Source organism: Streptomyces harbinensis, from assembly GCF_900116145.1.
Taxonomy (GTDB): Bacteria; Actinomycetota; Actinomycetes; order Streptomycetales; family Streptomycetaceae; genus Streptomyces; species Streptomyces carpaticus.
Genome location: NZ_FPAB01000005.1, coordinates 315,911 through 330,900, shown reverse-complemented (window position 1 = coordinate 330,900; position 14,990 = coordinate 315,911). Strand labels below are relative to the sequence as shown.

Sequence of the window (14,990 nt, the reverse complement as noted above, 5' to 3'; positions counted from 1 at the left end):
CCCGGCCGGCGGCACGGCGCGCAAAACCGGGTGCGCGCCACCCGCGCGCCGGGGTGTACTCGGCGCATGCCCATCACCTTGCGCACCCCGGGAGTCGACGAACTGGGCGGCGTGCCGGACGTGCTGCGGCAGTGGCAGGACGACGCCGCGCCGCCGCAGCTGCACCCGGGCGACCTGGGCTGGTTCTGGCGGTTCGGCGCCCCCGCGACGGCCGGCGCGGTGCGGACCTGGCACCGGGACGGGCGGATCATCGCCCTCGGACTGCTGGACGGGCCCCGGCTGTTCCGGATGACCCTCGCCCCGGACGCCCATGGCGACGCGGAGTTGGCGCGGCGGCTGGCCGATGACCTGGCCGACCCGGAACGCGGCGTGCTCGGCGCCGGGCCGGCAGCCGTCGAGGCGCCGGAGAGCACCCTGGTGCACGCGGCGCTGGCCGAACGCGGCTGGCACCGCGACGAGCCGTGGACGCCGCTGCGCCGCGACCTCACCGCGCCGGTGCCGGACCCCGGTCTGCGGATCGAGGTGGCGGGCCCGGAACGGGTGGGCGAGCGGACCGCCGTCCAGCGGGCCGCGTTCGAGGTCTCCACCTTCACCGAGGCGCGCTGGCGGGCGATGGCGGCCGGGCCGGCGTACGCCGACGGCCGGTGCCTGGTCGCGTACGACGAGGGCGGCACGGCCGTCGCCGCGGTGACGGTCTGGTCGGCCGGCCCCGGCCGCCCCGGACTGCTCGAACCGATGGGGGTGCACCGGGACCACCGCCGGCGCGGCCACGGGCGGGCGATCACCCTCGCCGCGGCGGCAGCGCTGCGCGCGCTGGGCGCCTCCAGCGCGTTCGTCTGCACACCCACCGCCAACACCGCCGCCGTCGCGACCTATACGGCGGCCGGTTTCCGCCCGCTGCCGGTGACACGGGACAGCCGCCGGGACGGCTGAGAACCGTCCCGTTCGTACCGGCGTGCGGTGCCGTGGTGCGCGGCGTTCCGGCCGCGTACGGTACGGCGGTCCGCGGCTGCGCTGCGCCCCGGACCCGGACCGGGACCCGAGCCCGGTCCCGGACCCGGTGTCCCCCGGACGCGTGAGTGCCACAGCCGGAACATGTCCGTGTCCCCGCCCAGCGCCCTGGCCGTGGCGACCGCGCCGGTCAGCGGCGTGCCGAGGGCCAACGTCCGGTAGGAGAAGGCGGCGGCGAAGGCAAAAGCGGCCGTACCGTCCGGGTAACCCTGCGGTGCGATGTACGCGGAGCAGCCCGCGTCGAGAAAGCCGCGCGCCGTCGCGTCGCTTCCCGTCAGGCAGCCGGTGGAGAGCACCACCGGCTTGTCCAGCCGCCCCACCAGTCCGGCGGTGATCGCGGGAGTGAGCACCCCGTTGAGCGGCTGGTGTGCCGCGATGTCGGGGCGAGTTCGTCCAGCAGGATGCCCCGCTCGTCGCCGTGGCAGCAGAGCACCAGGTGATCGGCCCGGCTCAGCGTGCCGTTCAGCACATCGGCGAGATGACGCGGAGATCCGACGGGCAGCAGCCTGACGTCGGCGCCGTACTCGGCGGATCGCCACCGCATCGGCAGTGGCGGCGAACATCCGGACGGACTCCCCTCACCCGATCCCTGTTCCCTGACCTCCCCCGTTCTGCGGCTCGGGGATGCGGGGATCAGGAGCGGGGTTACGCGCCCGGCGTGTGCCGGGCGGTGTACGCCGCGAACGGCTCGATCCCGGCCGCCGCGCGGCGGGCGTCCAGACCGGCCGGGTCCTCGATCGGCCACGGCACCGGGGCGCCGTCCCGGACGCCGCCGATCTGGGTGCCGAAGATCTGCTCACGGCCCTCGTTCACCAGGGTGCGGTCGCGCAGGAACGCCAGGTCCCGGGCGCTCGCCCGGCCGTCGGCGGCCGCCGCCTCCAGCAGCCGTACGGCGCGGCGCTGGACGTCCAGTTGCCGGTCGGCGTGCTGCGCGATCAGCCAGGCGGCGCGAGCGGCGTCCGCGCCGAACCGGTCGGCGGTGGGCCAGCCGTACTCGTCCATGATCGCGTTCAGCCGGTCGCCGTGCCGGGCCGTCAGCCGGTGCCAGCGCAGGCGTTCGGCCGGGTCCTCGCTGAGGCCGAGCGGGGCGGTGCGGTGGTCCTCTTCGGCCATGGCGGAAAGCTCCGCCGCCAGTTCTTCCGTCGTGTGGGGCATGCCCCCACGCTAGGACGGGAATCGGGCGCGAAGATCATCTTGTGGGAGGGTGACAGCGGGGCCGCTCTCTCGGCAGAATGGATACATCCCCGGAAGCCCCCGCCACATTGCCGCCTTCCCGCATTGCCGGCTTCCCGCCTTCCCGCCCCGGCCCCCTGTTATCGTTTTCCGCATGTCCGGAGCTTCGTGTGCGGCTGCCTGCGCCGCGGTGACCAGGACGTCCCGCTAGCGGCGGGCGTTCGACTCACACACCACCTGAACGTCCCACCGCTTCGTCATCCCGACCGGAGCGGCACGTTCGTGCTGCTCAGAGCTTCCTCTGAGCAACGGAGCACCCGATGTCATCGGACATCCACATCTCACGCGGGCACGGCCCGTCCCCCTCTCGCGCATGGCTGGTGCTGTGCGCGATGTCCCTGTTGCAGTTCTTCATCGCGGTCGACGTGACCGTCGTCAACGTCGCCCTGCCCTCGATCGGCGCCGAGTTCGGCGTCGACGGGCACACGCTGACCTGGGTCGTGGTCGGCTACACGGTCACCGGCGGCGGCATGCTGATGCTCGGCGGCCGGCTGGGTGACCTGCTCGGGCGGCGGCAGGTTCTGCTGCTCGGCACCTCCCTGTTCGGCGCCGCGTCCCTGCTCGCCGGGCTGGCGCCCAGCTACTCCCTGCTGGTGGTGGCGCGTCTGGCGCAGGGCGCCGGCGAGGCCATCGCGCTGCCGGCCGCGATGGCGACCATCGTCCTGCTGTTCCCGGAGGGTCCGCGCCGGTCGCGGGCGCTCGGCGTGTGGGCGGCGGTGGCCAGTTGCGGTCTCGTCCTCGGGTTCGTGCTGTCCGGGGTGATCACCGACCGGCTGGGGTGGCGGTGGATCTTCCTCATCTCGGTGCCGTTCATCCTGGTGGTGCTGGTGGCCACCGTCCTCCTGGTCCGCGGTGACCGGCCGGCGGCCGGGAACGCGGCGCCGCTGGACGTGCCGGGGGCGCTGCTGCTGACGGCCTGCCCGCTGCTGTTCGCGTACGGGGTGGTCGAGGCCGGCGAACCGGGCACCCCCGCCTGGGTCGTCGTGGCCGCGCTGGCCGGGGCGGTGGCCGCCGCGGCCGGGTTCGTCCGGGTCGAGGCGCGGGCGGCGCACCCGCTGGTGCCGCTGCGCTTCTTCGCCCACCGCACCCGGGTGACGGCCAATCTGACCACGGTGCTGCTGAGCGGCGGACTGTCCACCTCGTTCCTGCTGTTCACCCTGTACTTGCAGGACCGGCTGGGCTACGGCCCGCTGGGTGCGGGGCTGATGATGCTGCCGCTGGCGGTCGCGCTGATCGGCTGTTCGCTGCTGGTGCCCCGGCTGCTGGGGCGCTGGGGGGCGCGGGCGTGCGTGCTGGCCGGGCTCGGGTTCACCGGGGCGGCGATGGCGGTGATCGCGCTGGTGGCGGCCGTGGACGCGGGCGGGGCGGCGCTGGTGCCGGCCATGTTCCTGATCGCCGCCGGGATGGGGTTCGGCATCGTGGGGCTCCAGTACGTGGCGGTCAGCGGCGTCACGGAGGACGACGCGGGGATCGCCTCGGGTGTCCAGCGCGCGGCCGACCAACTGGGCGGCGCGGCCGGGGTGACCGTGTGCGTCGGGATCGGGTTCGCTCCGGCCCTGCACACGTTCGATCCGTTCCTGGTGGCCACCGCGCTGGCCACGACGGGGCTGGTGACGGGTGCGGTACTGGCCCGGCGCATGCGCCTGCCGGCGGCAGCGGAGGCGCCTGCGGCAGCGGAAGCGGAGGCGGCACCGGCGGGCGAACGGGAAGGGGCTGACGGCCGGGAAACGACCGGCTGACCCGCGTCCCGCCGGGGTGGGCCCGGAGGGGCCCTCCCCGGCGGGACAGACCCGGGCCGGGCCGACGCAGTCGGCACGCAGCCGGTCACGGTGCGGGCGGCCCCGTTCCCGTCACAGTGCGGGCGGCCCGTCCCATGGCAACCCCGCACCGGTCACCGCGCAAGCAGCCCGCCCCGGGCGCGGCGCCGGCCGCCTCGCCCCCGTCAGGGTGCGTACTTGCCGCCCTCCCCCGTTGTCGGGTCGAGGGCCAGGCGGTAGCCGCGTTTGACCACCGTCTGGATGATCGTCGGGGCGCCGAGTGCCGTGCGCAGGCGGGCCATCGCCGTCTCCACCGCGTGTTCGTCGCGGCCCGCGCCGGGGAGGGCGCGCAGGAGTTCGCCGCGGGGGACCACCCAGCCGGGGCGCCGGGCGAGGGCGCGCAGCAGGGCCATGCCGGCCGGTGGGACGGGGCGCAGCGCGCCGTCGACGACGGCGGCGTGGCCGCGTACCTCAAGGCGCCGGCCGGCCACCGGCAGGGTGCGGGCGCGGCCGGGGAGTTCGGTGCACAGCAGCTGCACCAGCGGGCCGAGCCGGAAGCGTTCGGGGTGCCGGACGGGGATGTCCCGGGATTCCAGCGGGAGTGCGGTGACCGGGCCCACGCAGGCGGCCAGGACGTCGCGGCGCAGGGCGGCCAGCAGTGGTTCGGCCAGGCCGCGTTCCTCCGCCCGGCGCAGCAGGGAGGCCGCCGCCGGGGCGCTGGTGAAGGTGAGGGCGTCCAGGCCGCCGGCCAGGGTCACGTCGATCAGCCGGTCCACCGGGGCGAGGTCCTGCGGCGGCATCCAGCGGTAGACGGGTACCTCCACCACGCGGGCACCCGCCTCGGTCAGCGCCTCGATGAAGCCGGGCAGCGGCTCGCCGTGCAGCTGGAGTGCGATGCGGCGGCCGTCGACGCCGCCGTCGAGCAGGCGGGCCAGGACCTCGGCCATGGATTCGGAGGCGGGCGACCACTGTTCGGTCAGTCCGGCGGCGCGGATGGCGCCGCGCACTTTGGGGCCGCGGGCGAGGAGTTCGGCGCGGCCGAGGGTGGTGAGCAGGTCCTGGCCGATGCCCCAGCCGTCGGCGGCCTCCACCCAGCCGCGGAAGCCGATGGCGGTGGTGGCGATCACCACGTCCGGCGGGTCGTCGGTCAGCGCGCGGGTGGCGTGCAGCAGTTCGTCGTCGTCGGAGAGCGGGACGATCCGCAGCGCCGGTGCGTGCACCACCTCGGCGCCGCGCCGGCGCAGCAGGGCGATCAGTTCCTCGGCCCGGCGGGCGGCGGTGACCCCGACCGTGAATCCGGCCAGGGGGTCGATCGGCTGGGGGTCTGGCTGCATCTGGTGCTTCCCAAGGGGCGGGGGTTCGAGCCTGTCACACGAGCCTGTCAACGGCGGGTGACGGGCCCGCTCCCGTCATGTTTCCCGGGTGTTACGCCGGGGGCCGGCCTCACACTCCGGCGTACGCGGGCTGCTGCCGCTGCCCGGCGGATGCGCCGCTCGTCTCGCCGGTGCCGCCGCCGCTGCCCGTCCCGGTGCGGATGCCGCGCAGGTATACGGCCCAGGTGACGAGGCAGCACAGGACGTAGAAGGCGAGGAAGGTGACGAACGCGGCGGTGCCGGTGCCCGAGGTGAGGAAGGACTGGCGGAAGGCGAGGTTGATGCCGAGTCCGCCCAGCGCGCCGACGGCGCCGATGAGCCCGATGGCCGCGCCGGACAGCCGGCGCCCGTAGGCCGCTGCCTCTTCGCCGCGCAGGCCGAGCGCCTGGGCCTTGGCGTGGTAGATGCCCGGGATCATCTTGTACGTCGAGCCGTTGCCGAGTCCGGTGAGGACGAACAGGGCGATGAAGCCGACGAGGAACACCGGCAGCGAGGCGCGCTGGGAGGCGAGGATCACCACGCCGGTGGCGGCGGCCATGCCGAGGAAGGTGTACAGGGTGATGCGGGCGCCGCCGTACCGGTCGGCGAGGGCGCCGCCGACCGGGCGGATGAGCGAGCCGAGCAGCGGGCCGAGGAAGGTGATGGAGGCGGCCTGGAGCGGGGTGCGGTCGAACTGGTTCTGGAGCACGAGCCCGAACGCGAAGCTGTAGCCGATGAACGAGCCGAAGGTGCCGATGTACAGGAACGACATGATCCAGGTGTGGCCGTCGCGCACCGATTCGACGGCGGCGCCGGTGTCGTTGGTGACGGTCACCAGGTTGTCCATGTAGCGCCAGGCGAGGACGGCGGCCACCACGATGAGCGGCGCGTAGACGGCGAGCAGGACGCGCGGGCTGCCGTCTCCGGCGGTGGCGATGACGAGGAGCCCGGCGAGCTGGATGACGGGGACGCCGATGTTGCCGCCGCCCGCGTTGAGGCCGAGGGCCCAGCCCTTCTTCCGCAGCGGGAAGAAGGAGTTGATGTTGGTCATGGAGGAGGCGAAGTTGCCGCCGCCGACGCCGGTGAGGACGGCGACCAGCAGGAACGTGGTGTACGAGGTGCCGGGTTCCATCACCACCCAGGCGGCGGCGGTGGGCAGGAGCAGCAGGGCGGCGGAGACGACCGTCCAGTTGCGGCCGCCGAAGCGGGCGACGGCGAAGGTGTAGGGGACGCGGGCGATCGCGCCGACCAGGGTGGCGACGGAGACGAGGAAGAACTTGCCGGCCGCGTCGATGCCGTACTCCGGGCCCATGAAGAGCACGAGGACCGACCACAGGGTCCAGATGGAGAAGCCGATGTGCTCGGAGAGGATGGAGAAGGCGAGGTTGCGGCGGGCTATGCGTTCGCCTTTCTCCGCCCAGAACCGTTCGTCCTCCGGGTCCCATTCCTCGATCCAGCGCCCGGAGGCGGTCCGCGCTCGTGCTGCCGGTGCTGGGCCTGTCATGGCGCCTCCATGGTGCGATGCGTGCGATGCGTGCGGTGTGTGCGGGGGTGGGTCGGGCGTGCGGGGGTGGCTCGGGGGTGGTGCCGTGCCGGGAAGCGTAGGCGGGCGGCGTTTCACCGCTGTGGCCACAGATGACGCGGAGGCAACCGTGCACTCACCACCCGCCCCGGCCCCCGGTGAGCGGCGCGGCGGGCGCGGTCTGCTATGGATGGTTGAAGTGTGAACTCCGCACGTACGCAAGGCGTAAGGACCCTTCATGACTGTTCCCCCCACACCCCACCGGCGTTCTTCGCGGGTGACCCGGCGCGCCCTGTTCGGTACCGCGGGCGCGGTGGCGGCCGGTGCCGCGCTCACCCCGGCCGTCATCGCGGCGACCGGTGGCTCCGGCGACGGCTCCGGCCAGGGCTCCGACGGCGGTTCCGGTGACGCCGCCCCGGCCGGCACCATGCCGCGGTCCTTCCCGCGCACCCGCAGCGCGGCGGCGACCGGCGAGGAGGCGGTGCGCACCGACTTCCCGATCGGCTTCGTCGGCGTCGCCTGGGCCGGTGCGCGCAGCGCGGCCGGCGGCGGCATCCGGCTGACCGGCACCGGGGAGGGCGAGGACGCCGGGGACGCCGGTACGGACTGGCAGCCGCTGAGCGGCGGCGGCTGCTCGGACAGCAACGGCGGGCGGCTGCTGGTGGCGGCCCGGCAGGCGAGCGGCTACGAGCTGAGGGCGCCGGACGGGGCGACCTCGCTGATATCGGTGGCACTGGACACCTCGCGCGGGCCGCGCCGGGAGATCCCGGTGCCGAAGGACCCGACGCGGGTGCGCGGTGTGGAGTACCTGTCCCGTGCCGCGTGGGGCGCGGACGAGTCGCTGCGTTTCCTGCCGGACGGCACCGAGAACACGCCGACCGAGTTCTATCCGTTCCAGACGCTGACGGTGCACCACACGGTGACGCCGAACGACGACCCGGACCCGGCGGCGACGGTGCGCGGGATCTACGAGTTCCACGCGATCACCAACGACTGGGGCGACATCGGCTACCACTTCCTCATCGACGAGGCGGGCCGGATCTACGAGGGCCGGTACTCGGGCGAGGGCGGGCTGCCCGCGCACGACGAGGACGGCAACATGGTGACCGCCTTCCACGTGGGCGGCTTCAACTCCGGGAACCTCGGCATCGCGCTGCTGGGGGATCTGACGGAGCAGGGCCCGACCGAGGCGGCGCGCGCGGCGCTCACCCAGCTGGTGCGCGCGGTGTTCCGGCTGCACGGCCGGGACCCGCTGGCCGATGTCACCTACGTCAATCCGGTGAACGGCACCGAGGTGGAGGTGGCGGAGATCAGCGGCCACCGGGACTGGCTGGAGACCGACTGCCCCGGTGAGGTGATGTACGCCGAACTGGCCGCGCTGCGCGAGGCGGTGGCCGCCGGAGGCTGAGGCCCGCCGGGGCACGGCACGGACGGCCGCCCGGTGTTCACCCGGGTGTCGCCGGGGGCTGTCCGTGCGGCGCGCCGCGTTCATCCCCGCTCCCCAGGATCGGGATGTCGCGGTACAACGTGTCCGAGGAGGCTCCCATGAAGCGTCAGCTCGCCGTCCTTGCCGCTCTGTCCGGTCTGCTGCTCGCCTCCGCGCCCGCGGTGGCCGCACCGGTCGCACCTGTCACGCCCGGCGCGTCCGGGCACGCCCCGGGCAGGCCGCCGCTGCCCGCGCTCCCCGACGAACTGAACGGCGGGGCCTGGCCCACGTCCCATCTCCAGGGCGTGGCGCTGGACCGCGAGAAGCGGTACATGTACTGGTCGTTCACCCAGATGCTGGTGAAGACCGATCTGCGGGGGAGGGTCGTCGGCACCGTGGAGGGGCTGACGGGTCACCTGGGCGATCTGGATCTGAACCCGCGCGACGGCCGGGTCTACGGTTCGCTGGAGTACAAGGCGGAAGAGGCGTTCTACATCGCCATCTTCGACGGGGACCGCATCAACCGGGTGGGGATGAACGCCGAGCGGGACGGGGTGATGACGACCGTCTATCTGCCGGAGGTGGTGGAGGACTTCACCGCCGACATGGACGGCGACGGCCACTTCGACGGGGACACGCCCGATACGGCGGACCACCGGTACGGGTGCAGCGGCATCGACGGGGTGGCGTTCGGTCCGGCGTTCGGCAAGCGGGCCGGGCAGGGCAAGGACACGCTGAAGGTGGCGTACGGGATCTACTCCAACACGGAGCGGACGGACAACGACCACCAGGTGATCCTGGAGTACGACGTCACGAGCTGGCGCCGGTACGAGCGCCCGCTGTCGCAGACGGCGCCGCACCACAGCGGTCCGTCCCGGGTGGACGGCAAGTTCTTCGCGTACACCGGGAACACCCGGTACGGGGTGCAGAACCTGGAGTACGACCCGTACACCGGGGACTGGTTCCTGGCGGTGTACGAGGGGGCGAAGCCGGGCTTCCCGAACTACTCGTTCTTCGTGATCGACGGCTCGGCCCGCCCGGTGACCGGGGAGATCGTGGGGCAGCCGGAGCGGGAGCGCGGGAAGCTGCTGAAGGTGGCGGACGGGTTCGACTTCCACGGGCAGTACGGGTTCCAGGCGCTGGGCGACGGGACGTACTACGTGGCGGACAGCGTGCGGGTGGTGGGCCCGGACGGGGTGGTGCGGCAGGAGGGGTTCGCGGAGAAGTACCGCTGGACGGGGCGGCCGGCGGGGGCGGAGCGGACGACGCCGCCGTTCTCACCGGTGGCGGGCGGCTGAGTCGCGGGCCGGCGAGTGGCGGGCCGGCGAGCCGTCGGCCGGTGCGTCGCCGGCCTGCTTGCGGGCGCGGTGCCGGGCGACGTTGACGCGGTTGCCGCACAGTTCGGGCATGCAGTAGCGGCGGCGGCCGGCGCGGCTGGTGTCGACGAACACGCCGTCGCAGGTGGGTGAGGCGCAGGGCCGGAACCGGGCGTGGCCGAGGGTGCGCAGGGTGCCGAGGAGGCCGGTGCCGGTGGCGACGGCGAGCTGGGTGGTGAGCGGGGCGCCGGTGGGGGTGGTGAGGTACCACTGCCACCGGCGCTCGCTGTCGCGTTCGAGGACGGGGGCGGTGGTGGCGCGGTTGATGAGGGCGTTGGCACCGGCGGCGGTCTCGTCCTCGGTGCCGGCTTCGAGGACGGTGCGCAGGTCGTCGCGGAGCCGGTGGATCTGGCGGAGGTCGGCGGCGGTGGGGGTGGCGCCGGGCATGCCGTGCTCGTCGAGGAACGCGGTGAGGTCGTCGGTGCCCGGCAGCATCTCGCCGGCGGACTTCCAGACCAGGGGTGAGGTGTTGACGAGGTCGGTGGCGAGACCCGCCCCCCACGCGTAATCCGAAAAAGAGACTTTCATGCCTTACTCCGCCCTGCTACGGTAACGGCTGTAGCTTTCCTATACACCTTAACGCGGAAGCGGAGGTTCCTCATGCGCACCTGGACACGGATCCGGTCCGGCTGGCACCGGCTGCGGCGGCTCGGCGCGGACATGGCGTACGGCATCGACGCGGGCCACGCCATCCGGCACGGCGGCCGGCCCGCCCCGCGCAGGTGCCGCCCGCTGTGACCTCCCGGGTCGGCCCGGGGCCCGCCCCGGGCCGGACGACGGTACGGCGCGGGGCGGGCCGGGCGCGGGCACGGTGAGCAGGCGGGCAGGCGGGCAGGCGGGCAGGCAGGCGGGCGGGCAAAAGCGTTCGACGGGACCGGGCCCGTCCGGCAGGATCCGGTCATGAACGCACGCCACACCTGGCCGCTGTACGGTCTGCGCCTGACCACCTCCCGGCTGGAGCTGTCGGTGCCCGACCTGGACCGGCTCGCCGAACTCGCCGGGGTGGCGGCGGGCGGTCTCCACGAGGACGGGTTCATGCCGTTCTCGGTGCCCTGGTCCGACACCGCCCCGCGCGAGCGCGCCCGCGGCACCTTCCAGCACCTGCTGGGCACCATCGCGACCTGGCAGCCGTCCGCCTGGACGCTCAGCCTCGCGGTACGGCACGAGGGCCGCGTCATCGGCCGCCAGGACCTCATCACCAGCGACTACCCGGTGACCCGGGAGGCCGAGACCGGCTCCTGGCTGGGCCTGGCCCACCAGGGCCGCGGCCTGGGCACCGAGATGCGGGCGGCGGCGCTGCACCTGGCGTTCGCCGAGCTGGGCGCCCGCTCCATGACCTCCGCCGCCATGACCGACAACCCGCGCTCGCTGGGCGTCTCCCGCAAGCTCGGCTACCGCGACGACGGCGTGGCCACGCTCTCCGTCCAGGGCCGGCGGCGCACCCTGCGCCGGCTGCGGATCGACCGCGACGCCTGGGAGGCGCACCGCACGGTGCCGGTGACGGTCGAAGGGCTCAGCGAGGAGTGCCGGGAGCTGTTCGGTCTGCGCTGACGGCCAGCAGATAGCCCTGGTGCCGCCGCTCGTCCGGCTCGGGCGCCCGCCGCACCCGGGTGCTGAGGGTGAACCCGGCCCGGACGAGGGCGTCCGCCATGGTCTCCAGCGGCCACAGCCAGCCCGGCGTCACCGTGTGGTCGAACGGCACCGGCTCCCCGCCGGTGCCGTCCGGGATCGTCTGGAACCCCAGCAGCAGCCGGCCGCCCGGCACCAGCACCCGGTGGAACTCGGCCAGCGCCACCGGCACCCGCTCGGGCGGCAGATGGATCAGCGAGTACCAGCCCAGCACCCCGGCCACCGAGCGGTCCGGCAGCCGCAGGTCCAGCATGCTGCCGGTCGTGAACCGCAGCCCGGGGTACGCGGCGCGGGCCAGCTCGATCATGCGGGGCGTCAGGTCGATGCCGAACGTCTCCACGCCCAGCCCGTCCAGGTGCGCCGTCACATGGCCGGGGCCGCAGCCGATGTCGGCGACGGGGCCGGTGCCGCGCACGAGTTCGGCGAAGGCGCCCAGCAGCCCCAGTTCGAGCGGCTGCCGGGGGAACACCTCCCGCACAAGCTCCACATACCGGTCGCTGATCTCCGTATAGGCCGCCGAAACGGTCGCCGCGCCGCTGTCTTCGGTCATGGCCGGGAACTTTACGCGTCCCGGCGAGGTGAAGCCGGAAGAGGGCCTGATGTTTTGCGCATCAGTGTCTAACCTGACGATCAGGACCGACCGTTCGTTGAGTGGGGGGTTATGCACGGGAAGGAAACGGGGGAGGAACGCGGGGACGCCGAGGACACCAGACGGCTGCGCCGGGACCGCGAGGACCGCCCGGGCCCCATGGATCACGCGGACCACGGGGGCCGCGCGGAGCACACCGGGAGCACGGCGGGGCGGGAACCCACGGCCTCCGGCACCGTCCGCGAGCCAGGCCCCGACGGCGACCCCGATAGGTACCGGCTGCCCGGCGCGGCGCCGGAGCCCGGCACGTACAAGCTGTCCGGCACCGCCCGGGAGCCCGGCGAGACGCCCGTCACCGTCACCCAGCCCATGCCGCCGCCCGGCCCGTACCCGGTGATCGCCGGCCGCTACCAGCTGCGGCGGCAGCTGGGGCGCGGCGGCATGGGGGTGGTGTGGGAGGCGAGGGACACCCGGCTCAGCCGCCAGGTCGCCGTCAAGGGGGTGCTGCTGCGCGACGGGGTGGATCCGGCCACGCAGGCCGAACTGGTCAGCCGGGCCCGGCGCGAGGCGCAGGCCATCGCCCGGATCGGCCATCCCAACGTCATCGCCGTCCACGACATCATCGAGGGCGCGGCGGAGCCGGCGGGCACGGACGGCACGGCCGCCGAGGGCGAGGTGTGGATCGTCATGGAACTCCTCGACGCCCGCTCACTCGCCGACGTCCTGCGCGAGGAGGGCCGGCTGCCGGTGCCCCGGGCGGCCCGGATCGCGCTCCAGGTGCTGCGCGGGCTGCGCGCCGTGCACGCGGCCGGGGTACTGCACCGCGACGTGAAGCCGCACAACATCCTCTTCCGCGGCAACGGCAAGGCGCTGCTGATGGACTTCGGCATCGCCACGTTCGAGGGCGCGGCACAGGTGACCCGGTCGCACTCGATCGTGGGCACCCCGCGCTATCTGGCCCCGGAGCTGGGCCACTTCTCCCCCGCCCCGGCCAGGACGGCGAGTACGGCCTCCGATCTGTGGTCGCTGGGGGTGACGCTGTACGAGATGGTGGAGGGCCGGGCGCCGTTCACCGGTCTCGACGCGCTGGAGATCCAGCAGGCGGCGCTCAACTCCCCCACCCCGCCGATGCGGTACGCCGGGCCGCTGGCGCCGGTGATCGAGGGGCTGCTGCGCAAGGTGCCCCGGCACCGGATACCGGCGCAGGAGGCGGAGGAGGCGCTGCGCCGGATCGCCCGCGAGGAGCCGCCGGTGCCGCCGGTCCCCCCGCCGCCTCCGCAGCCTCCGCGGCCCCCGCACGCGGGGGGCGGCCCGCCGCCGCGCCGCCGCCGGGGGCGGGTGGGCGCGGCGATCGCGCTGGTGCTGGCGCTGCTGGCGGGCGGCGGCTGGCTGCTGTGGGGGCCGGGCGGGGACGGGCGCGGGGATCTGGCCCGGCACTCGACGACGATCGCGTCCGCGCAGGCGCGGGGCCTGCTGCGGATCGGGGTGAAGTCGGAACAGCCGGGGCTGAGCGAGCTGGTGGACGGCGAGTGGCACGGTTTCGACATCGAGTTCGCGCGGCTGATCGCCGCGGCGCTGGGCTTCGACCCGGAGTCCCAGGTGCGGTTCGTGGAGGTGTCCAGCGTCAACCGGGAGGATCTGCTGGAGCAGCGGCAGCTGGATCTGGTGGTGGCGACGTACAGCATGACGGACAAACGCCGGGAGCGCGGGGTGACGTTCGCGGGCCCGTACTTCATCACCGGCCAGACGATGCTGATGCGCGCGGGGGCGTACGAGGGCGCCTCGGGCCCGGCGGATCTGCCGAACGGCACGCAGGTGTGCACCGGCGACAACTCGACGTCGGTGGGGGTGCTGGAGGCGGGCTGGCCGGGGAAGTTCACGGTGCTGACGCGCTCGGACTACGACGCGTGCGTCCAGTTGCTGCTGGAGGGCGGGTTCGACGCGGTGATGACGGACGACCTGATCCTGGCCGGGTTCCGGGCCCAGCACCCGGACGCTCTGGAGATGCTGCCGCGCTCGTTCACCACGGAGCGGTACGGGGTGGGACTCCAGCCCGGCGAGGACGCGCTGCGCGACGCGGTGTGCGAGGTGATCCGGGACGCGGTGACGGACGGGAGCTGGCAGGAGATCTACCGGGCCGAGCTGATGGACCTGCTGGGCGGCGAGCCCCGGGACGCCCCGACGCTGCGGGACCTGGAGCGGTGCGAGGAGAACTGACGCCCCGCCCGGGCCGGACCGGGGTTCCGGCCCGGGCGGGGCGGCTCGGAAAAGCCGGGTGCGGCCGGGCCACGGGTTTTGCGAGCATGCGGTGCTGTGGAGATCCCCCAGCCAACCGTCCGGCGTGCGGCCGCCTCCGCCGGGACGGCCATGGCCGAGGAGTGGCGGCGTTCGTGCGCCGCGGCGTTTCCCACCGCCCTGGCGGCGGACGTCGCGGCAGTCGCGGCGGTGATGCCCGCGCCACGCCACGGACCCGCCGGGCCGTTCCCGGTCGTCGTCCAGGGGGACCGGCTCTCGATTCCCGGGCGCCTGTACAACGACGAGCCGACGGCCGCCGCGTCGGCACCGCTCTCCGCGCGCCGACGGCGGCTGCTGCACTGCCTGTACTCACGGCACTGCGACGGGAGGGTCAGACAGCGCCACCTGCGGGTGATCGCCGGTGCCACCGACCCGTGGGTCGTTCCGTATGTGGTCCAGCTGGCCGGTGAGTACGTCGTGGAGATCCTGCGCGACCTCGACCGCGCGCTCCGGGTTGTCACCGGGCCCGGTCACCCCGGCCGCCTCGTGTACGGCCGGTTCCTCGCGGACAATCCGGCCTTCTTCGACCGCACGCAGCGGCGGGTGGTGAGCTACTGGTCCTGCTACCACCGTCTCGCGTACCCCGATTTCCACGACTATCCGGGAAGCGCTGTGATCGAACTCCTGCGGTCGGCGGCCTCCGAGGTAGCGGGGCATGCCCCGCCCCGCCTCACGCCGCGGCCGGCGCGCCGCGCGGCCGGCGCCCGCCCCTGACTCCGGCAGCGGGCACCACTCGGAAGAGGCTCTTCCGGCGCGACGCCCGGCCCGGCCGGGTCCCGTGCGGTCGCCGGGCCGGGCCC

Annotated in this window: 14 protein-coding genes; 8 read left to right on the top strand and 6 right to left on the bottom strand. The window is 74.2% G+C overall.

Features of this window, described 5'->3' with window-relative positions:
• The first annotated feature begins 66 nt into the window (after nt 1-66).
• On the top strand, nt 67-933 hold the full coding sequence (locus BM385_RS16500) for a GNAT family N-acetyltransferase (RefSeq protein ID WP_093843500.1): 867 nt from the start codon (nt 67-69) through the stop codon (nt 931-933).
• Here the strand turns inward: BM385_RS16500 and BM385_RS16495 are convergent.
• Both BM385_RS16495 and BM385_RS16490 read right to left on the bottom strand, forming a co-directional pair.
• The gene (locus BM385_RS16495) at nt 873-1,361 is read right to left on the bottom strand and encodes a hypothetical protein (protein WP_093843499.1); all 489 of its coding nucleotides are present in this window, start codon (nt 1,359-1,361) and stop codon (nt 873-875) included. The genes BM385_RS16500 and BM385_RS16495 overlap by 61 nt on opposite strands.
• Before the next feature lie 295 nt (nt 1,362-1,656).
• On the bottom strand, nt 1,657-2,166 hold the full coding sequence (locus BM385_RS16490) for a DUF6624 domain-containing protein (RefSeq protein ID WP_019433176.1): 510 nt from the start codon (nt 2,164-2,166) through the stop codon (nt 1,657-1,659).
• Nucleotides 2,167-2,576: 410 nt separating this feature from the next.
• On the opposite strand from BM385_RS16490, the gene BM385_RS16485 reads away from it, so the two are divergent.
• On the top strand, nt 2,577-3,983 hold the full coding sequence (locus tag BM385_RS16485; protein WP_093843498.1) for an MFS transporter: 1,407 nt from the start codon (nt 2,577-2,579) through the stop codon (nt 3,981-3,983).
• Between the two features lie 203 nt (nt 3,984-4,186).
• Here BM385_RS16485 and BM385_RS16480 read toward each other — a convergent pair whose 3' ends face one another.
• On the bottom strand, nt 4,187-5,335 hold the full coding sequence (locus BM385_RS16480; RefSeq protein WP_019433174.1) for a uroporphyrinogen-III synthase: 1,149 nt from the start codon (nt 5,333-5,335) through the stop codon (nt 4,187-4,189).
• Nucleotides 5,336-5,444: 109 nt separating this feature from the next.
• Nucleotides 5,445-6,857, bottom strand: coding sequence for a nitrate/nitrite transporter (locus BM385_RS16475; RefSeq protein WP_019433173.1), 1,413 nt, complete (start codon nt 6,855-6,857; stop codon nt 5,445-5,447).
• Nucleotides 6,858-7,113: 256 nt separating this feature from the next.
• Between BM385_RS16475 and BM385_RS16470 the strand changes: the two genes are divergently transcribed.
• Nucleotides 7,114-8,283, top strand: a complete 1,170-nt coding sequence (locus tag BM385_RS16470; protein ID WP_175543011.1) for a peptidoglycan recognition protein family protein — start codon at nt 7,114-7,116, stop codon at nt 8,281-8,283.
• A gap of 137 nt (nt 8,284-8,420) precedes the next feature.
• Entirely contained in the window at nt 8,421-9,599 is a 1,179-nt protein-coding gene (locus BM385_RS16465) for a hypothetical protein (RefSeq protein WP_254791609.1), read from the top strand.
• Here the strand turns inward: BM385_RS16465 and BM385_RS16460 are convergent.
• A complete protein-coding gene (locus tag BM385_RS16460) occupies nt 9,579-10,205 on the bottom strand; it encodes a CGNR zinc finger domain-containing protein (protein WP_093843495.1) in 627 nt (208 codons plus the stop codon). The genes BM385_RS16465 and BM385_RS16460 overlap by 21 nt on opposite strands.
• A 72-nt stretch (nt 10,206-10,277) precedes the next feature.
• On the opposite strand from BM385_RS16460, the gene BM385_RS27185 reads away from it, so the two are divergent.
• Complete coding sequence (locus BM385_RS27185; RefSeq protein WP_019433169.1) at nt 10,278-10,415, top strand: hypothetical protein; 138 nt, start codon at nt 10,278-10,280, stop codon at nt 10,413-10,415.
• A gap of 162 nt (nt 10,416-10,577) precedes the next feature.
• Nucleotides 10,578-11,228 (top strand): GNAT family N-acetyltransferase, encoded by a 651-nt coding sequence (locus BM385_RS16455; RefSeq protein WP_093843494.1) that lies wholly within the window; start codon nt 10,578-10,580, stop codon nt 11,226-11,228.
• Here the strand turns inward: BM385_RS16455 and BM385_RS16450 are convergent.
• Nucleotides 11,191-11,856: a class I SAM-dependent methyltransferase gene (locus tag BM385_RS16450; RefSeq protein WP_093843493.1), complete on the bottom strand. Its 666-nt coding sequence runs from the start codon at nt 11,854-11,856 to the stop codon at nt 11,191-11,193. The genes BM385_RS16455 and BM385_RS16450 overlap by 38 nt on opposite strands.
• A gap of 111 nt (nt 11,857-11,967) precedes the next feature.
• Between BM385_RS16450 and BM385_RS16445 the strand changes: the two genes are divergently transcribed.
• Both BM385_RS16445 and BM385_RS16440 read left to right on the top strand, forming a co-directional pair.
• Complete coding sequence (locus tag BM385_RS16445) at nt 11,968-14,112, top strand: bifunctional serine/threonine-protein kinase/glutamate ABC transporter substrate-binding protein (RefSeq protein ID WP_093843492.1); 2,145 nt, start codon at nt 11,968-11,970, stop codon at nt 14,110-14,112.
• A gap of 150 nt (nt 14,113-14,262) precedes the next feature.
• Nucleotides 14,263-14,904, top strand: coding sequence for a hypothetical protein (locus BM385_RS16440; RefSeq protein WP_019433165.1), 642 nt, complete (start codon nt 14,263-14,265; stop codon nt 14,902-14,904).
• The last annotated feature ends 86 nt before the right edge of the window (nt 14,905-14,990 follow it).